This window comes from Pseudarthrobacter sp. 05T312 (assembly GCF_056396685.1).
Genome location: NZ_JBFTLY010000023.1, coordinates 50259 through 64811 on the forward strand (window position 1 = coordinate 50259; position 14553 = coordinate 64811).

Here is a 14553-nt window from a genome sequence, read left to right on the forward strand (position 1 = left end):
ACTCGGGTACAAAGAAAGGCCCCGGAAATCCGGGGCCCGTTGAGTGTTGCTGGACAGATTAATCAGGGTGCGCGAGTGGCTTTTCCGCGTCCGGTGACGGCTCCGTAGATGCCGGCGACAACCAGGCCGCCAACGATAGCGAGAATCCAGGTGCCGAGGTCGAAGAAGGCAAGATCGCCCTTGTTGAACAGGAGGCTGCCAATCCAGCCGCCAACGATGGCTCCAACGACACCCAGGATGAGGCTGGTGACCCAGCCGCCGCCGACCCGTCCGGGCATAACGGCCTTAACGATGGCCCCGACAATCAGGCCCAAAATAATCCAAGCAAGAAAACCCATGTCTCCTCCTTATTGTGACCGGGATTAATAGTCCCGATGAGCCTCAAGCTAACATACGCACCCGGCAAAGTCAGTAGCTCCAAAGCGGGCGTTGCCGCATCGTTAAGACCCGTCACGGGTGGCCTGTTTACTGCTGCCGGACCGGCGATGGGGCCGCCCGGGACGGGTGGCCGGCCGGCTCAGGCAGCAAGCGGCCTTTTGCGCTCCAGCAGTCCGCTGAGCAGGGCGACGCTGAAGCCGAGGACCGCAAGGACAGCGCCCACCAGGGCGGGGGCGACAAAGCCCCACCCCAGCGCGATGACCAGCCCCCCGAGGAATGCGCCGAGTGCGTTGGCGACATTCAGCGCGGCATGGTTGAGGGACGATGCCAGCGACGGGGCATCGGGCGAGGCATCGAGGAGGCGGGTCTGGAGGGCCGGGATCAGCATGGATCCGGATGCGCCCACCACGAACACCATCACCATGGCACTCCACGGCCAGTGCGCGGCCAGGGCATAGACGACCAGGGCCACGGCAATGGCGGGGAGGACCCGGTAGAGCGTGCCCATGACCGATTTGTCGGCCAACCTGCCACCCACGATGTTGCCGGCCACCATCCCCAGCCCGTACAGGGCAACCACCAAGGGAATCCATGCTGACGGGATACCTGCCACTGCGGTCATGGTGTGCGCGATGTACGTGTAGGTGGCGAAGAAGCCGCCGAAGCCAACAATGCCCACCAGGAGTGCCAGCCAGACCTGGAGCCGCTTGAGGGCGCCGAGTTCACGGCGGATGCTCGCGTCGGGGTGGGCGGCCTGGAACGGTACGAACTTCCACACCATGAGCAGTGCCAGCAGGCCGATGGCACCCACCAGGACAAACAGCAGGCGCCAGCCGAAGGTTTGGCCCAGCCAGGTGGCGAACGGAACGCCCACCACGTTGGAGACGCTCAGGCCCGCCATGACCATGGAGATGGCCCAGCCCCGGCGGGTGGGCGGAACCAGGGACGCTGCAATGACGGCCGCGACTCCGAAGAACGCCCCGTGGGGCAGCCCGGCCGCAAAGCGGGACACGAGCATCGACCCGTAGTCGGGGGCCATGAATGAGGTCAGGTTGGCCACCGTGAAGAACAGCAGCAGGCCCAGGGCCAGCCTCTTGCGGGGCAGCTTAGCGCCGACGGCGGCCAGCAGGGGAGCCCCTACCACCACTCCCAGCGCATAGGCGGAGATCAGGTGCCCGGCTTCCGGGGTGCTGATCCCCAGGCCCTGCTCCACTTCCTTGAGCAGGCCCATCATGGTGAACTCGGTGACGCCGATGCCCACGCCGCCCATGGCCAGGGCAAAGATGGCCAGGCCGACGTTGGGGGTCTTGGTACGGGCTGCCGTGGACTGGGAAAGGACGCTGCTCATATGCCTGCTTCTCACAAGGTGGAACTGGAAAGGGGGACGCCACGGCTATGGGGCAGGAAGGTCCCGACAGTGGAGCCAACCCTTGGCGGGAAGGATCTGTTCCCTGAAGAAGGAATGCTGTTCCGGGCCCCTTCCATTGTGGCCCATAGAATGGGCCGGTGACTGGACTGATACAGGTAGTAGGCGGAGCCGTGGTGGACAGGTTGGCTAATCCAACCGCCCTTCTGGTGGCGCGGCGCAGCGCTCCCGAGCACCTGGCCGGTCTGTGGGAATTCCCGGGGGGAAAGGTGGAACCGGGTGAGGCGCCCGAAGCCGCCCTGGTCCGGGAGCTGGCCGAAGAGCTGGGAATCGGCGCAACGCTGGGTGCAGAACTGCCGGCGGAGGCGCCGGCCGGCTGGCCGCTCAACGACCGGGCCAGCATGAGGGTCTGGTTCGCCGAGGTGGCCAGTGGCGAGCCAGCGCCGCTCGAAGACCACGACGAACTGCGCTGGATCCGGCTGGAGGACAGGGCAGCTGTCCTTGGCCTGCCCTGGATACCGGCCGACTATCCGATTGTGCACGCACTCCTGGACTCTGTGGCTGCGATGGTGCCGGGGAAGGGCCAGGCCCACGCCTGATACGCCAAGCTGCCTAGAACAGGGAATCCTGCACCGCGGACGGCGACGCTGAAGCAGCCGCGGGACCGTCGGGAGCCGCGGTGGGGATGGTCCCCGCAGGGTACGCAGCTTCCTCGGCCCGCGGATCGTCAAGATCCCGGTGGCTGAAGCCGGAGGCCTGCGTAAAGCCGTAACGGGCTTTGAAGTACCGGACCCTGCCCGCAAGCCACACCCGGTACTCCTTGGACGCATAGGAACCGGTTCCGTAGAGCCGCCGGTAGCGCCCGGCCAGTGCGGGGTGGTGGGCAGCAACCCACTTCATGAACCATTCCCTGGTACCCGGCTTCAGGTAGAGAGCGCCGGCGGTGACGCCGGTGGCTCCCGCGGCGGCCAGCGAAGCGAACAGGGCATCCAGGGCTTCGTCGCTGTCCGAGAGCCACGGCAGGATGGGCATCGCCATGACCCCGCAGGGCAGGCCGGCCTCGCGCAGCCGTGACACCAGTTTGAGGCGCGCCCTGGGCCCCGGAGTGCCGGGTTCGATTGCCTCGGAGAGGGCTTCGTCGGTCATGGCCAAGGAGACGCCAAGCCCCACGGGTACCTGGGCTGCGGCGCTCTTGAGCAGGGGAATGTCCCGTGCCAGCAGGGTCCCCTTGGTGAGGATGGACAAGGGCGTTCCCGACTCCGCCAAGGCATTGATGATCCCCGGCATCAGTTTGTACCGGCCCTCGGCCCGCTGGTAGGGATCGGTGTTGGTGCCCAGCGCCACCTGCTGCCGGGTCCAGGAGGCCTTGTTCAGTTCCTTCCGGAGAATCTCCGCGGCGTTGACCTTCACCACCACCTGGCTGTCGAAGTCCATGCCGGCGTCGAAGTCCAGGTACGTATGGCTTTTGCGCGCAAAGCAGTACACGCAGGCGTGGCTGCAGCCGCGGTAGGGATTGACCGTCCATTCGAACGGCATCTTCGATCCGGCCGGGACCTTGTTGAGCACCGATTTGGCGGTGACCTCGTGGAAGGTGATCCCGGCGAACTCCGGGGTGGTGACGGAGCGGACCAGGCCTGCCAGCGGCAGCAGCGCCGGAACTGGTCCACCAGGGGTGTCCGGCGTTTGCACCAGTGCTTGCGCTTCCCATCTCATGACACCAATTCGAAAACATGTTCGAATTTAAGTCAAGGGTGCCGCGCCGTCCGGAACCGCCTCCTGGCGACGCCGCAGCTGCTTTACCTGCCCTCGCTGCCGGGCAGCAGCTCCCATGTCACGTCCACCCTTGCCTCCACCCGGCTTACGCCCGGTTCCACCGACGGTCCCTCCGTTGCGGATGCCCGCTGGATGCCGGCCAGCGGCACCGGTCCCGCCGCCGGACGCGGTTCGGTGACAGCCAAGACCCTCCCCAGCGCGGCCGAGGCCAGCGCGGCATACTGCCCGGCTGAGCTGAGTGCGTCCTGCCAGGCGGCGTCACGGGCCCGTGCCCGGACCGGGGAATCGTCAGAGAGGACCAGCTGGAGGCTGTTCAAGCGGACATCGTCCCCGGCGGCGAGGACAGCCTCGGAGACTGTGGCCGAGGCCGTACCGAGATCCCGCAGCCGGACGGTCACGCTGCTCGATGCCACGTAGCCTACGAGCCGTTGGCCTTCACCGTCCCGCCAGGCGAGGTCCGCTCGGACGGCCAGGCCGGCCGAGCGGATATCGTCCGGGGCAACACCGCAGCCCCGCAGCACTGAGGTGGCTGCCGCTAGGCGTGTGCCGGCGGCCGCATACGCTTCAGCCACCGAGGCGGCGCGGCACTCCACGCCTACGGAGACCAGCATCAGGTCCGGGGCGGCTTCCGCCCACCCCGTCCCCGTGACGGTGATGGTCCCGGGATCCAAACGGGAATGGATATCCTGGGCAGTCACGCCTGCCTCCCTGCCTCGATGGGGTAGCCGCCGGCTGCCAGCCCGGCCCGCCGTTCAAAGATGTTCGCGGTCCCCGGATTGCCGGTGCGCAGCAACGACCAGGCGGCGGCCGCGAGGTACAACGGGAGGAACGGCAGCCCCAGGCACCATGCGTACTGGCTGCAGTGCCGCTCCTCGTGTCCCAGGAGTGCGGGCCGCGACAGCAGGTCCGCCGCTGTGCTGCGGCACAGCACCACGTTGCCCAGGGTGTAGGCCTGCGCAAGCGGCAACCGCCAGCGGTAACCGGCAGCAATGAGCAGTCCGCGCGGGCCGCGGCTGACCTGTGTCCGGGCGGCAAGGGCGACGGCGAGCCCGGCCAGGGTGCTCCCGTTGAGGAGGTTGGCTGCCCGCCTGAGCCGCTGGGCCGTCGTCGTGCCATCAAGGGAACCCGCGCGCTGCCGCAAAGTCATGAGGCCATGGTAACCGGAGGGTTCTACTAGACTGGAGGGCAGTGGCCGCCGGTCCTGCCGGCGAGCCCTGACCTGGTCATTGAATGACACTGACGTTCAGCGCATTCATCCATGACCTGCCGGCGACGGACGGGCCGCGCGGGAAACCGTGCAAGGCTGACCGGCCGCCGGCAGCCACGACTCGTAGCTAAGAACAGTAGATGACTGAAACTTTGCCGGGCGCCGCCATCCCGAACCCCACGGATGAGGCCGCCATCAACGCCGCTGTAGACCAGGCCATCACCGCCATCGCCGGTGCGGCCACCCTTGACGAGCTGAAGGCGGTACGCCTTGCCCACAGCGGCGAGAAATCTCCGCTCAGCCTTGCCAACCGCGAAATCGGCAGGTTGCCCAAGGACCAGAAGGCGCTCGCCGGAAAGCTGATGGGCGCCTCCCGCGGCCGGGTCAACAAGGCGCTCGCCGAGCGCGCCGAGGTGCTCGAAGCCGAGAACGATGCCCGGATCCTGGTCGAGGAAACCGTGGACGTCACCGCCGCCCCCCGCCGCCGCCGTGCCGGTGCGCGCCACCCGCTGTCCACCCTGCAGGACCGCGTCGCGGACATCTTCGTAGGCATGGGCTGGGAGATCGCCGAAGGCCCCGAGGTGGAATCCGAGTGGTTCAACTTCGATGCCCTGAACTTCAAGCCGGACCACCCCGCCCGCGAAATGCAGGACACCTTCTTCGTGGAACCGCCCGAAGCGCACCTGTTGATGCGCACCCACACCTCCCCGGTGCAGGTCCGCTCCATGCTCGAGCGCGAGGTGCCCATCTACGTGCTGTGCCCGGGCAAGGTGTTCCGCACCGATGAGCTGGACGCCACCCACACCCCGGTGTTCCACCAGTTTGAGGGCCTGGCCATCGACAAGGGCCTGTCCATGGCGGACCTGCTGGGCACCCTGGAGCACTTCACCCGCCAGATGTTCGGCGAGGAGGCGAAGGTCCGCCTGCGCCCCAACTACTTCCCGTTCACCGAGCCGTCTGCCGAACTGGACATCTTCCACCCCGGCGCCAAGGGCGGTCCGCGCTGGATCGAGTGGGGCGGCTGCGGCATGGTCAACCCCAACGTCCTGCGCGCCGCCGGCATCGACCCGGACGTCTATTCAGGTTTTGCCTTCGGCATGGGCATCGAGCGTGCCCTCATGTTCCGCAACGAGGTTGCCGACATGCACGACATGATCGAAGGCGATGTACGGTTCAGCGAGCACTTCGGGATGGAGATCTAACAGTGCGTATCCCACTTTCCTGGCTGCGGGAATTCGCAGCAGTACCGGCCGGAGCAACGGCCGAAGACGTCATGGAAGACCTGGTCAAGGTCGGCTTTGAAGAAGAAGCCGTCCACCGTCCCACGGACACCCTCCAGGGCCCCGTGGTGGTGGGCCAGGTCCTGAGCCTGGTCAAGGAACCGCAGACCAACGGCAAGACCATCAACTGGTGCCAGGTCCGCGTAGTCCCCGAAGGCAAGGAACAGACCCTCACCGGGGACGGCATCGACCCCTCCGGCGTCCAGGGCATCATCTGCGGCGCGCACAACTTCGTCGAGGGCGACAAAGTGGTGGTCACGCTGCCCGGCGCCGTGCTGCCCGGCGACTTCCGCATCTCAGCCCGCAAGACGTACGGACACCTGTCCGCCGGCATGATTGCCTCGGTCCGCGAACTGGGTATCGGCGAGGACCACGACGGCATCCTGGTGCTGTCCCGCATCGGGCTGGACCCCGAGGTGGGCACCGACGCCATGGAGCTCCTGGGCCTGTACGACCAGGCAGCCGAAATCAACGTCACCCCGGACCGCGGCTACGCCTTCTCCATCCGCGGCGTGGCCCGCGAATACGCGCACGCCACCGGCACCGCCTTCACGGACCCCGCATCCAGGGTCCAGGCACCGGCCGAACTTTCCGGCGGCTATGGCGTCAAGCTCAACGACGACGCCCCCATCTACGGCAAAGCCGGCTGCGACCGGTTCGTGGCCCGCACCGTCCGGGGCGTGGACGCCACCCGTCCCACCCCGCCATGGATGGTCTCCCGGCTCCGGCTCGCCGGCATCCGCTCCATCTCCCTGCCGGTGGACATCTCCAACTACGTCATGCTCGAACTGGGCCAGCCCACGCACTGCTACGACCTGGACACGCTCTCCGGCGACATCGTGGTGCGCCGCGCAGCCGCGGGGGAGATGATCACCACCCTGGACGGCAAGGAACGCAAGCTCGACGCCGAGGACCTGCTCATCACGGACGACTCCGGCGCCATCGGCATCGCAGGCGTCATGGGCGGGGCGGCCACCGAGGTGAGCGACTCGACGTCGAACATCCTGGTTGAGGCGGCGCACTTTGACGACGTTTCCATCGGCCGCTCCCGGCGCCGGCACAAACTGCCGTCCGAGGCGTCGAAGCGCTTCGAACGCGGCGTGGACTGGCAGGTGGCGGGCGTCGCCGCCCAGCGCGTGGTGGACCTCCTGGTGGAACTGGCCGGCGGCACTGCCGACGAAGCCGGCACCGACGTCGGGACCGCCCCGGACACCGTCACCATCGAGCTGCCCGCAGGCTTCGCTGCCGAGCGCATCGGCATCGACTTCACCGAGGACCAGATCGTCACCTCGCTGGAGGACCTGGGCGCCGCAGTCGTGAAGAACGACGGCGGCTGGACCGTGACGCCGCCGAGCTGGCGCAGCGACCTGGAGACCAAAGAAGACCTCACCGAGGAGATCGCCCGGCTGGTGGGCTACGACAAGATCCCCGCCACGCTGCCGGTCGCCCCTCCGGGCCGCGGCCTGACCCGCGTCCAGCAGCAGCGCCGCCGCCTCATCCAGGCACTGGCCGACGCCGGACTCACCGAGGTCCTGTCCTACCCGTTCGTCTCCAAGGCGGCCAACGACACCTTCGGCGTGGCAGAAGAAGGAGGGGCGCGAACCGCCCTCAAGCTGGCCAACCCGATCAGCGAGGAGCACGGCTACCTGCGCACGTCCATCCTGCCCGGACTGATCGAGGTGGCCAAGCGCAACCACTCCCGTGGCTTCCGGGACCTGGCCCTGTTCGAATCCGGCCTGGTGTTCCTGCCCGAGGGGACGGTGGGCACGGCCTCCATCCCGCCGCTGGGTGCCAAGCCTGCCGATGAGGTTCTTGACGCACTGTACGACGGCGTCCCGAACCAGCCGTTCCACATCGCGGCAGTCTTCACCGGCCACGACTCCCCGGCCGCTGCGGCCCACACGCCCCGCGCATGGGACTGGGCCGACGCACTGGACGTGGCCCGGCTTGCCGGCGACGTGCTGGGCGTTGACCTGGTGGTCAGCCAGGGCAGCCACCAGGCGTTCCACCCCGGCCGCACCGCCCGGCTGGCGCTGCGCACGGGGGAGACCGTCGGCTACGCCGGTGAACTGCACCCCAAGCTGCTGGCTGCCTCGGACATGCCCGCCCGTTCGGTGGCACTGGAACTCGATGCCGATGCCCTGTTCGAGGCCGCCCCTGACGTGATTGTGGCCCGCCACATTTCCACGTTCCCGGTGGCCACGCAGGACGTGGCGCTCGTGGTCCCGGCCGACGTGCCCGCAGACGACGTCCTTGCCGCCCTGCGCGAAGGCGCCGGAGAGCTGCTGGAAGACGTGGCGCTGTTCGACGTTTACGCAGGCAAGGGCATCGAGGACGGCAAGAAGTCGCTGGCCTTCGGGCTCCGGTTCCGGGCCGCAGACCGCACCCTGACCGCTGACGAGGCGTCAACGGCGCGTGAAGGCGCAGTTGCACTGGCTGCCGAACGTTTCGGAGCTGTCCAGCGGTAGGTCTCCTGCAGGCTTTTCGGGAAGGGCGGGTCATGGCGCAATGCGAAGTGCACGCCATCCCGCCCTTCCTGCTGTCCGGGAAAGACAGTGGGGTGCAGCGGGACGCCGAACGCCTCCTCGACGGCGTCGAGCTGACGCGGGCCCGGGCCATGTCGCCGGCTGCCGGCACTGCTTTCCTGGCCGGCCGGCTGGCGCAGCGGAGGTTCGCCGCCGAGCTGCTCTCCGTTCCCGCCGAAGAGCTCACTGTGGCCTACAGCTGCCCGCGCTGCGGCACCGGTCCGGAGCTGGGCCACGGCCGGCCGGGCTACAGCTACCGTCGCGCGCCGTTGCCGCTGGCCCTGAGCCTGTCCCGGGCGGCGGGCTGGACGTTATTGGCGGCTGTGGTGGACGCCGCCCCGGGAACGCGGCTGGGCGCGGACATGGAGGATCCGGGCCGTACTGGCTTTGATGGGTTTGACGGGGTCGCCCTGACGCCGGCAGAGCGCCAGACCCTCCGGGACGTCACGGCCCAACTGCTGCCGGCGGCGAGGGCAAGGCTCTGGGCACGCAAGGAAGCCTGGCTGAAAATGACCGGTGACGGACTCCGGACTGCGCCGTCCACCGTGGACGTCAGTGGGCGTCCCGGCCTGCGGGACCTGGACCCTGCTGAAACCGGGCTGCCCGCACACCTTGCGGCCGCCGTCGCACTTTCCCTGCCCGCTCAGGCCCGCGGCAGTGGCGGCAGCGGCTCCTCGTAAAGCCAGGGATGCAGCAGCGACTCCGCGTCGACGGCTGTGGCGCTGCTGACCGCAACGATGAAGTCCTGCGTCGTGACGGAGCCGTGCCGGTGGCCGGCGGTCCAGTCCTGCAGCACCGCGAAGAAGGCGAGGTCGCCCACGGCCATCCGGACCGCATGGACGGCCAGCGCGCCGCGCTTGTAGACGCGGTCGTCGAACATCCGCTCGGGACCGGGATCGCCCACCAGGATGTCCTGGTCTTCCTCCGCCAGCCGGTGCCATGCCGCGGCGGCCCGCTCCGCCACGCTCATGACCCCTGCTTCCTCCGACCAGATCCATTCGGCATAGCAGGCGAAACCTTCATGCAGCCAGATGTCCTGCCAGCCCGCCGCCGTCAGGGAATTGCCGAACCACTGATGCGACAGCTCATGGGCGATCAGGCGCTGGGACTCCCAGTCCAGGCCCAGGTGGTTGGGACCCAGGATTGCCATCGACTGCGCCTCGAGCGGGATTTCCAGTTCGTCCTCGGTCACCACAACCGTGTACGCGGGAAACGGATAAGGGCCAAAGCAATTGCTGAACGTGCGCATCATGGCAGGCTGCCGGGCCAGTCCTGTCCTGGCACGCTCCGCCAGGGCGGGGGAGACAGCCACGGACTGCGGAACCGGCATCCCGTGCCGTCCGGCGTCCAGCTCCAACGGCACGTACCGGCCAATCTGCACCGTGGCCAGGTAGGTGGCCATCGGCTCCGATTGTTCGTAGACCCAGGTTTCCCGGCTGGCGCGGGCAGTATGCGACTGTAGTACGCCGTTGCATACCACGCGGTAATTCGCCTCCGTGGTGACGGTGAACCGGTAGCTCGCCTTGTCCCCGGAGTGGTCGTTGCAGGGGAACCAGGAGGGTGCGCCGTTGGGTTGCCCGGCCACCAGGACTCCGTCGGTCAATTCCTCCCAGCCCACCTCGCCCCACGGGCCGCGCCGCGGGCGCGGGTTGCCCTCATAGCGCACCTCCAGGGTGAAGGGCTGGTCCGCTTCGAAGGGGCGGGGCGCGGTGACCACCAGTTGCCCGGCCCGCTGGGCGAAGCGGAGCGGCTTGCGGCCGTCCAGCAGGACCTTGGTGGTGCGCAGGCCAACGAGGTCCAGGACAATGGCCGACGTCGGAGCGCAGGTCACGCCGTGCAGCACCGCTTTGCCGCTGAGCCGGTTGCTGGCCACCCGGTAGTCCAGGTCCAGTTCGTACCGCTCGACGCGGAAGGCGTTTGTCCCGGTACCGGGCAGGTACGGGTCGGGAGAGGTTCCGGTGGCTGCGGAAATGCTGCCCCGGGCGGCTGATGCTGAAGAACTCATGGGACCTTCGGTTAGGTGGCAGACGGCGATCCGGGTCCGCTCCACGGGCTGACCGGGTTACCCATCCAGTACGTTGCGGCGGGCACTGCTTCGCCGCGCATCACCAAGGATGCCGGCCCCACCGTTCCGCCGGCGCCGATGCTGGCCTGGGGAAGGATGACCCCGTGCGGGCCCATGGTGGCCCCGTCCTCGAGCGTAACAGCGTCAATGCTCATCACACGGTCGTGGAACAGGTGCGTCTGCACCACGCAGCCCCGGTTGACCGTGGAATTCCTGCCAAGGGCCACCAGGTCGGCTTCAGGGAGCCAATAGCTCTCGCACCACGTGCCGCTGCCAATTTTCGCCCCGAGCGCACGCAGCCACCAGACCAGCGCCGGGGTGCCCGATGCTGCCCGGGCGAACCACGGCGCCGTGACCAGTTCGATGAAGCTGTCCACCACTTCGTTCCGCCAGATGAAGGAGCTCCACAGCGGATGTTCGCCGGGCCGGATCCGCCCCACCAGGACCCACTTCGCGGCGACGGACGCCCCTGCTGCCACGAGGCCCGCCAGCAGCATCACGACGCCGGTGAGCAGGGCGGCGGCGGCGTAGCCCCAGGTCGCTGCGATCCAGTCGAAGGCCAGCATGGTGCCGGCCGCGATGGCGACCGTGAGCATGACCGGCAGGAACCGGCCGAGCTCCCACAGGGTGCGCGCCAGCTTCAGCCTGGGCGGGGGCTGGAAGGTGCGGGTGTCGTCGGAGGCGATGGCCGTCCGCCGCAACCGGACGGGCGGACTTCCCAGCCAGGAGGTCCCGGACTTCGCTTTTGCCGGGGTGGCCGACAGGACGGCCACCAGCGAATTCTTCGGGACGTTGCGGCCGGCGGCGGTCATGCCGGAGTTGCCCAGGAAGGACCGCTTGCCGATTTTTGCGGGAGCCACGCGCAGCCAACCGCCGTCGAGCTCGTAGGAAGCCACCATGGTGTCATCGGCAAGGAACGCCCCTTCACCCACGGTGGTCATCTTCGGGATCAGCAGCACCGTGGATGCCTCCACGTTCCTGCCCACCTTTGCGCCCAGCAGGCGCAGCCAAACCGGCGTAAAGAGGCTGGCGTAGATCGGGAAGAGCAGGTCCCGGGCCAGGTCCAGCACCCGCTCAGTAGCCCAGATCTGCCAGCCGACGCGGCTGCGGACCCGGTGGTAGCCCTCCGTGATGCCGATGGACAGGAGCCGCGTGGCGGCCAGGACCAGGAGTGCCGTCGCCGTGAACCACACCAGCGACGCCGGAGCCAGGGCTGCCACGAGCCGGGGCAGGGCCCCTGTCAGCGAGGGGCTGCCCTGGATAAAGGCGAACGCGGTCCATAGCCCTGCGGCAGCGGAGAGGTAGGGGATGGTGGAGAGCACTGCCGACGCCAGGGCAAAGCCGACGAACCATGCCCGTGCGGCCAGTCTTCCCTGGACCGGGGTGTCCGGCACGCTGTGCTTCGCCTTGCCTTGCCGCCGGGCCGGTGAACCCGCCGCCAGTTGGCCTGCCTTCACCTTCCCCAACACTGCAGAGCCGGCTTCCACTTGTGCGCCTGCCCCGATCGAAGCCCCCGGCATCAGTGTGCTCCGGGCCCCAATGCTGGCGCCCCGGCCAATCCGGATGGCGCCGATATGGACGTTGTCACCGTCGATCCACCACCCTGACAGGTCCACCTCCGGTTCCACGTTCGCCCCACTGCCCAGCGTCAGCATTCCTGTGACAGGCGGCAATGAGTGAAGCTGGACGTCCCGGCCAATTTTCGCGCCCAGCGCCCTGGCGTAATAGGGCACCCAGGGCGCACTGGCAAGGCTGATCGCACCGGCGAGGTCCTGGATTTGTTCCGCGAGCCACAACCGGAGGTGGACCCGGCCTGACCGGGGGTAGATCCCCGGCATGACGCCGCGGAGGAGGAGCCTGGCGGCGGCGACGGACAGGAGCATCCGCCCGGCAGGGCTGACGAAGACCAGCCAGGAAGCGGCCACCGACCACCACGACACGGTGGGCGCCGCGGTGAAGCCCGCGAGTCCGGCCAACAGGTTGTTGATGGCCATGAGGTAGGTCAGCCAGCGCATGCCCACCAGGATGTGCAGGGGCACCCCCATGAGTGTCTGGAAGACCTGCGACTTCCTGGCGGTGGGCCGCACGGTGCGCTCCCGCGCAGGACCGGAGTCCCCGGCCGGGTGGACCTGCCGCGCCAGCTCCACCAGCGCGCCCACCCTGGGCGTGGCATAGACATCGGCCACCGTGATGGTCGGGTAGCGCCCCCTCAGCGCGGAGACCAGCTGGGCGGCGGACAAGGATCCGCCGCCGTAGGCAAAGAAGTCGGCGTCCAGCGAGGTGACGGGGCTGCCCAGCACGCTGCTCCACTGTTCCACGATCCATGCGGCATCGTCCGGGAGGTTCAACGGAGCGGCATCCGCCTCTGCGGCGCCCGCACCGGCCAGCGGCCACGGCAGGGCGTGCCGGTCCACTTTTCCGCTGGTCTTGGTGGGGAGCGACTCCACGGCAGCCAGCAACGGCACCAGGGCCGCCGGGAGGCTGGCAGAAAGTTGTTCCCGGGCGGCCGCCAGGTTGAGGTCCTGGCCGGACACCGCCGCGAGGTAGCCCACCAGGATCTGGTTGCCCGCGGCAGTGGTCTGCACAGCCGCGGCCGCGCCGGCGACTCCGGGGAGTGCCTGCATGGCCGCATCGATCTCGCCGAGTTCGATCCGGCGGCCGCCCAGCTTGACCTGGTCGTCGGCGCGCCCCTGGAAGACCAGGCCCGCCCGTTCGTACCGTACGAGGTCGCCTGACCTGTAGGCGCGGTCCCACCCCAGGGTGGGCATCGGCGCGTACTTTTCGGCATCCTTCGCCGGATCAAGGTAGCGGGCCAGGCCCACACCGCCGATGATGAGTTCGCCTACCGCGCCCTCGGCCACCGGTTCCGCGTTCGCGTCAACGATGGCCAGGTCCCAGCCGTCCAGGGGCAAGCCGATCCGTACCGGGCCAGGCCCGCCCAGGGGTGCCGCGCAGGCCACCACCGTCGCTTCCGTGGGTCCGTAGGTATTCCAGACCTCCCGGCCCTCGACGGCAAGGCGTTCGGCCAGTTCCGGCGGGCAGGCCTCGCCGCCGAAGATCAGGAGGCGTACATTCTCGAGTGATTCGGCGGGCCACAGTGCCGCGAGGGTTGGCACGGTGGAGACGGCCGTGATGCCGTGGTTGATCAGCCAGGGCCCAAGGTCCATGCCGGTGCGGACCAGCGCCCGGGGCGCCGGCACCAGGCAGGCGCCGTGGCGCCACGCGAGCCACATCTCCTCGCAGGATGCGTCGAACGCGACGGACAGGCCGGCCAAAACCCGGTCCTGGGGGCCGAGCGGCTCCCCGAGCAGGAAGATCCGCGCTTCCGCGTCAACGAATGCCGCCGCCGACCGGTGCTGGACGGCCACCCCCTTGGGCGTTCCGGTGGATCCTGAGGTAAAGATGACCCAGGCGTCGTCGCCAGGTCCGGGTGGCCGGGCCCCTTTGAAGGGACCGCTTGGCCGGGTTCCGGCCGGCCCCGCTTCGATAACGCCGCCTGCCCTGAGAACGGCTGCCACCCGGGCTTCGCCAAAAACCAGCCGGGCCCGCTCCTCGGGGTCGTCCGCATCCACGGGAACGTAGGCCGCGCCCACCAGGAGGATGGCCAGGATGGAGACATACAGTTCGCTGGTGCCGGAAGGGATCCGTACGCCGATCCTGTCGCCGGCGCCCAGTCCGGCGAGGTGCAGCCGCCGGCCGGTGGCCCGGACGGCCTGCAGCAATTGGGCGTAGCTGAGCGACGTGCGGCCGTCATCCAGTGCGGACGCCTCGGGGAAACGGGCGGCCGTCTCCTGCAGGATGTCGATCAGGGTCCTGGCCGGCGGTGCCGCGAGGGCGCCGGGCAGCTGGGGCTGGTGGACCGCCGGGTGCCGGCCTGCGTCGTCGGACGTCCGGGACCTGCCCGGGGCTGCTGCTCCGTCTGTCATGGTGCTGGCTGGCTCCTCGCCGGAACGTGCATC

Annotated in this window: 11 protein-coding genes; 4 read left to right on the forward strand and 7 right to left on the reverse strand. The window is 68.7% G+C overall.

The genetic code is table 11. The features are described 5' to 3' along the window. Nucleotides 1-62 precede the first annotated feature (62 nt). Nucleotides 63-338 carry a GlsB/YeaQ/YmgE family stress response membrane protein gene (locus AC1DIP_RS20820; protein ID WP_141160945.1) on the reverse strand — a complete coding sequence of 92 codons (276 nt, stop codon included), beginning with the start codon at nucleotides 336-338 and terminating at the stop codon, nucleotides 63-65. A 179-nt stretch (nucleotides 339-517) separates the two neighbouring features. After that, nucleotides 518-1726 (reverse strand): MFS transporter, encoded by a 1209-nt coding sequence (locus tag AC1DIP_RS20825; protein WP_476210402.1) that lies wholly within the window; start codon nucleotides 1724-1726, stop codon nucleotides 518-520. A 158-nt stretch (nucleotides 1727-1884) separates the two neighbouring features. On the opposite strand from AC1DIP_RS20825, the gene AC1DIP_RS20830 reads away from it, so the two are divergent. After that, on the forward strand, nucleotides 1885-2343 hold the full coding sequence (locus tag AC1DIP_RS20830; protein WP_476210404.1) for an NUDIX domain-containing protein: 459 nt from the start codon (nucleotides 1885-1887) through the stop codon (nucleotides 2341-2343). Nucleotides 2344-2356: 13 nt separating this feature from the next. Here the strand turns inward: AC1DIP_RS20830 and AC1DIP_RS20835 are convergent, their stop codons facing one another. From AC1DIP_RS20835 to AC1DIP_RS20845, 3 genes are all read right to left on the reverse strand, one after another. After that, complete coding sequence (locus AC1DIP_RS20835) at nucleotides 2357-3457, reverse strand: Rv2578c family radical SAM protein (RefSeq protein WP_477734956.1); 1101 nt, start codon at nucleotides 3455-3457, stop codon at nucleotides 2357-2359. A gap of 83 nt (nucleotides 3458-3540) precedes the next feature. Then, nucleotides 3541-4215: an SIMPL domain-containing protein gene (locus AC1DIP_RS20840; protein WP_477734957.1), complete on the reverse strand. Its 675-nt coding sequence runs from the start codon at nucleotides 4213-4215 to the stop codon at nucleotides 3541-3543. Continuing rightward, nucleotides 4212-4664 carry a hypothetical protein gene (locus tag AC1DIP_RS20845; protein ID WP_477734958.1) on the reverse strand — a complete coding sequence of 151 codons (453 nt, stop codon included), beginning with the start codon at nucleotides 4662-4664 and terminating at the stop codon, nucleotides 4212-4214. Before AC1DIP_RS20845 ends, AC1DIP_RS20840 begins: the two co-directional genes overlap by 4 nt. A gap of 200 nt (nucleotides 4665-4864) precedes the next feature. Between AC1DIP_RS20845 and pheS the strand changes: the two genes are divergently transcribed. From pheS to AC1DIP_RS20860, 3 genes are read left to right on the forward strand one after another with little or no spacing between them, the layout of a single operon-like run. Beyond that, nucleotides 4865-5926: a phenylalanine--tRNA ligase subunit alpha gene (pheS, locus tag AC1DIP_RS20850; protein ID WP_141160940.1), complete on the forward strand. Its 1062-nt coding sequence runs from the start codon at nucleotides 4865-4867 to the stop codon at nucleotides 5924-5926. A gap of 2 nt (nucleotides 5927-5928) precedes the next feature. Then, nucleotides 5929-8472, forward strand: a complete 2544-nt coding sequence (pheT, locus tag AC1DIP_RS20855) for a phenylalanine--tRNA ligase subunit beta (RefSeq protein ID WP_476210410.1) — start codon at nucleotides 5929-5931, stop codon at nucleotides 8470-8472. A 32-nt stretch (nucleotides 8473-8504) separates the two neighbouring features. Continuing rightward, nucleotides 8505-9209 carry a 4'-phosphopantetheinyl transferase family protein gene (locus tag AC1DIP_RS20860; RefSeq protein WP_477734959.1) on the forward strand — a complete coding sequence of 235 codons (705 nt, stop codon included), beginning with the start codon at nucleotides 8505-8507 and terminating at the stop codon, nucleotides 9207-9209. Here the strand turns inward: AC1DIP_RS20860 and AC1DIP_RS20865 are convergent. Both AC1DIP_RS20865 and AC1DIP_RS20870 read right to left on the reverse strand, forming a co-directional pair. Next, nucleotides 9173-10534: a M1 family metallopeptidase gene (locus tag AC1DIP_RS20865; RefSeq protein ID WP_477734960.1), complete on the reverse strand. Its 1362-nt coding sequence runs from the start codon at nucleotides 10532-10534 to the stop codon at nucleotides 9173-9175. The genes AC1DIP_RS20860 and AC1DIP_RS20865 overlap by 37 nt on opposite strands. An 11-nt stretch (nucleotides 10535-10545) precedes the next feature. After that, nucleotides 10546-14520: a Pls/PosA family non-ribosomal peptide synthetase gene (locus tag AC1DIP_RS20870; protein WP_477734971.1), complete on the reverse strand. Its 3975-nt coding sequence runs from the start codon at nucleotides 14518-14520 to the stop codon at nucleotides 10546-10548. Between the last annotated feature and the right edge of the window lie 33 nt (nucleotides 14521-14553).

Excerpts from the sequence above, each read along its gene's own strand:
- AC1DIP_RS20820 (WP_141160945.1), bottom strand. The coding sequence starts at position 338 with ATGGGTTTTCTTGCTTGGATTATTTTGGGCCTGATTGTCGGGGCCATC.
- AC1DIP_RS20845 (WP_477734958.1), bottom strand. The coding sequence starts at position 4,664 with ATGACTTTGCGGCAGCGCGCGGGTTCCCTTGATGGCACGACGACGGCC.
- pheS (WP_141160940.1), top strand. The coding sequence starts at position 4,865 with ATGACTGAAACTTTGCCGGGCGCCGCCATCCCGAACCCCACGGATGAG.
- AC1DIP_RS20825 (WP_476210402.1), bottom strand. The coding sequence starts at position 1,726 with ATGAGCAGCGTCCTTTCCCAGTCCACGGCAGCCCGTACCAAGACCCCC.
- AC1DIP_RS20870 (WP_477734971.1), bottom strand. The coding sequence starts at position 14,520 with ATGACAGACGGAGCAGCAGCCCCGGGCAGGTCCCGGACGTCCGACGAC.
- AC1DIP_RS20860 (WP_477734959.1), top strand. The coding sequence starts at position 8,505 with ATGGCGCAATGCGAAGTGCACGCCATCCCGCCCTTCCTGCTGTCCGGG.
- AC1DIP_RS20835 (WP_477734956.1), bottom strand. The coding sequence starts at position 3,457 with ATGAGATGGGAAGCGCAAGCACTGGTGCAAACGCCGGACACCCCTGGT.
- AC1DIP_RS20865 (WP_477734960.1), bottom strand. The coding sequence starts at position 10,534 with ATGAGTTCTTCAGCATCAGCCGCCCGGGGCAGCATTTCCGCAGCCACC.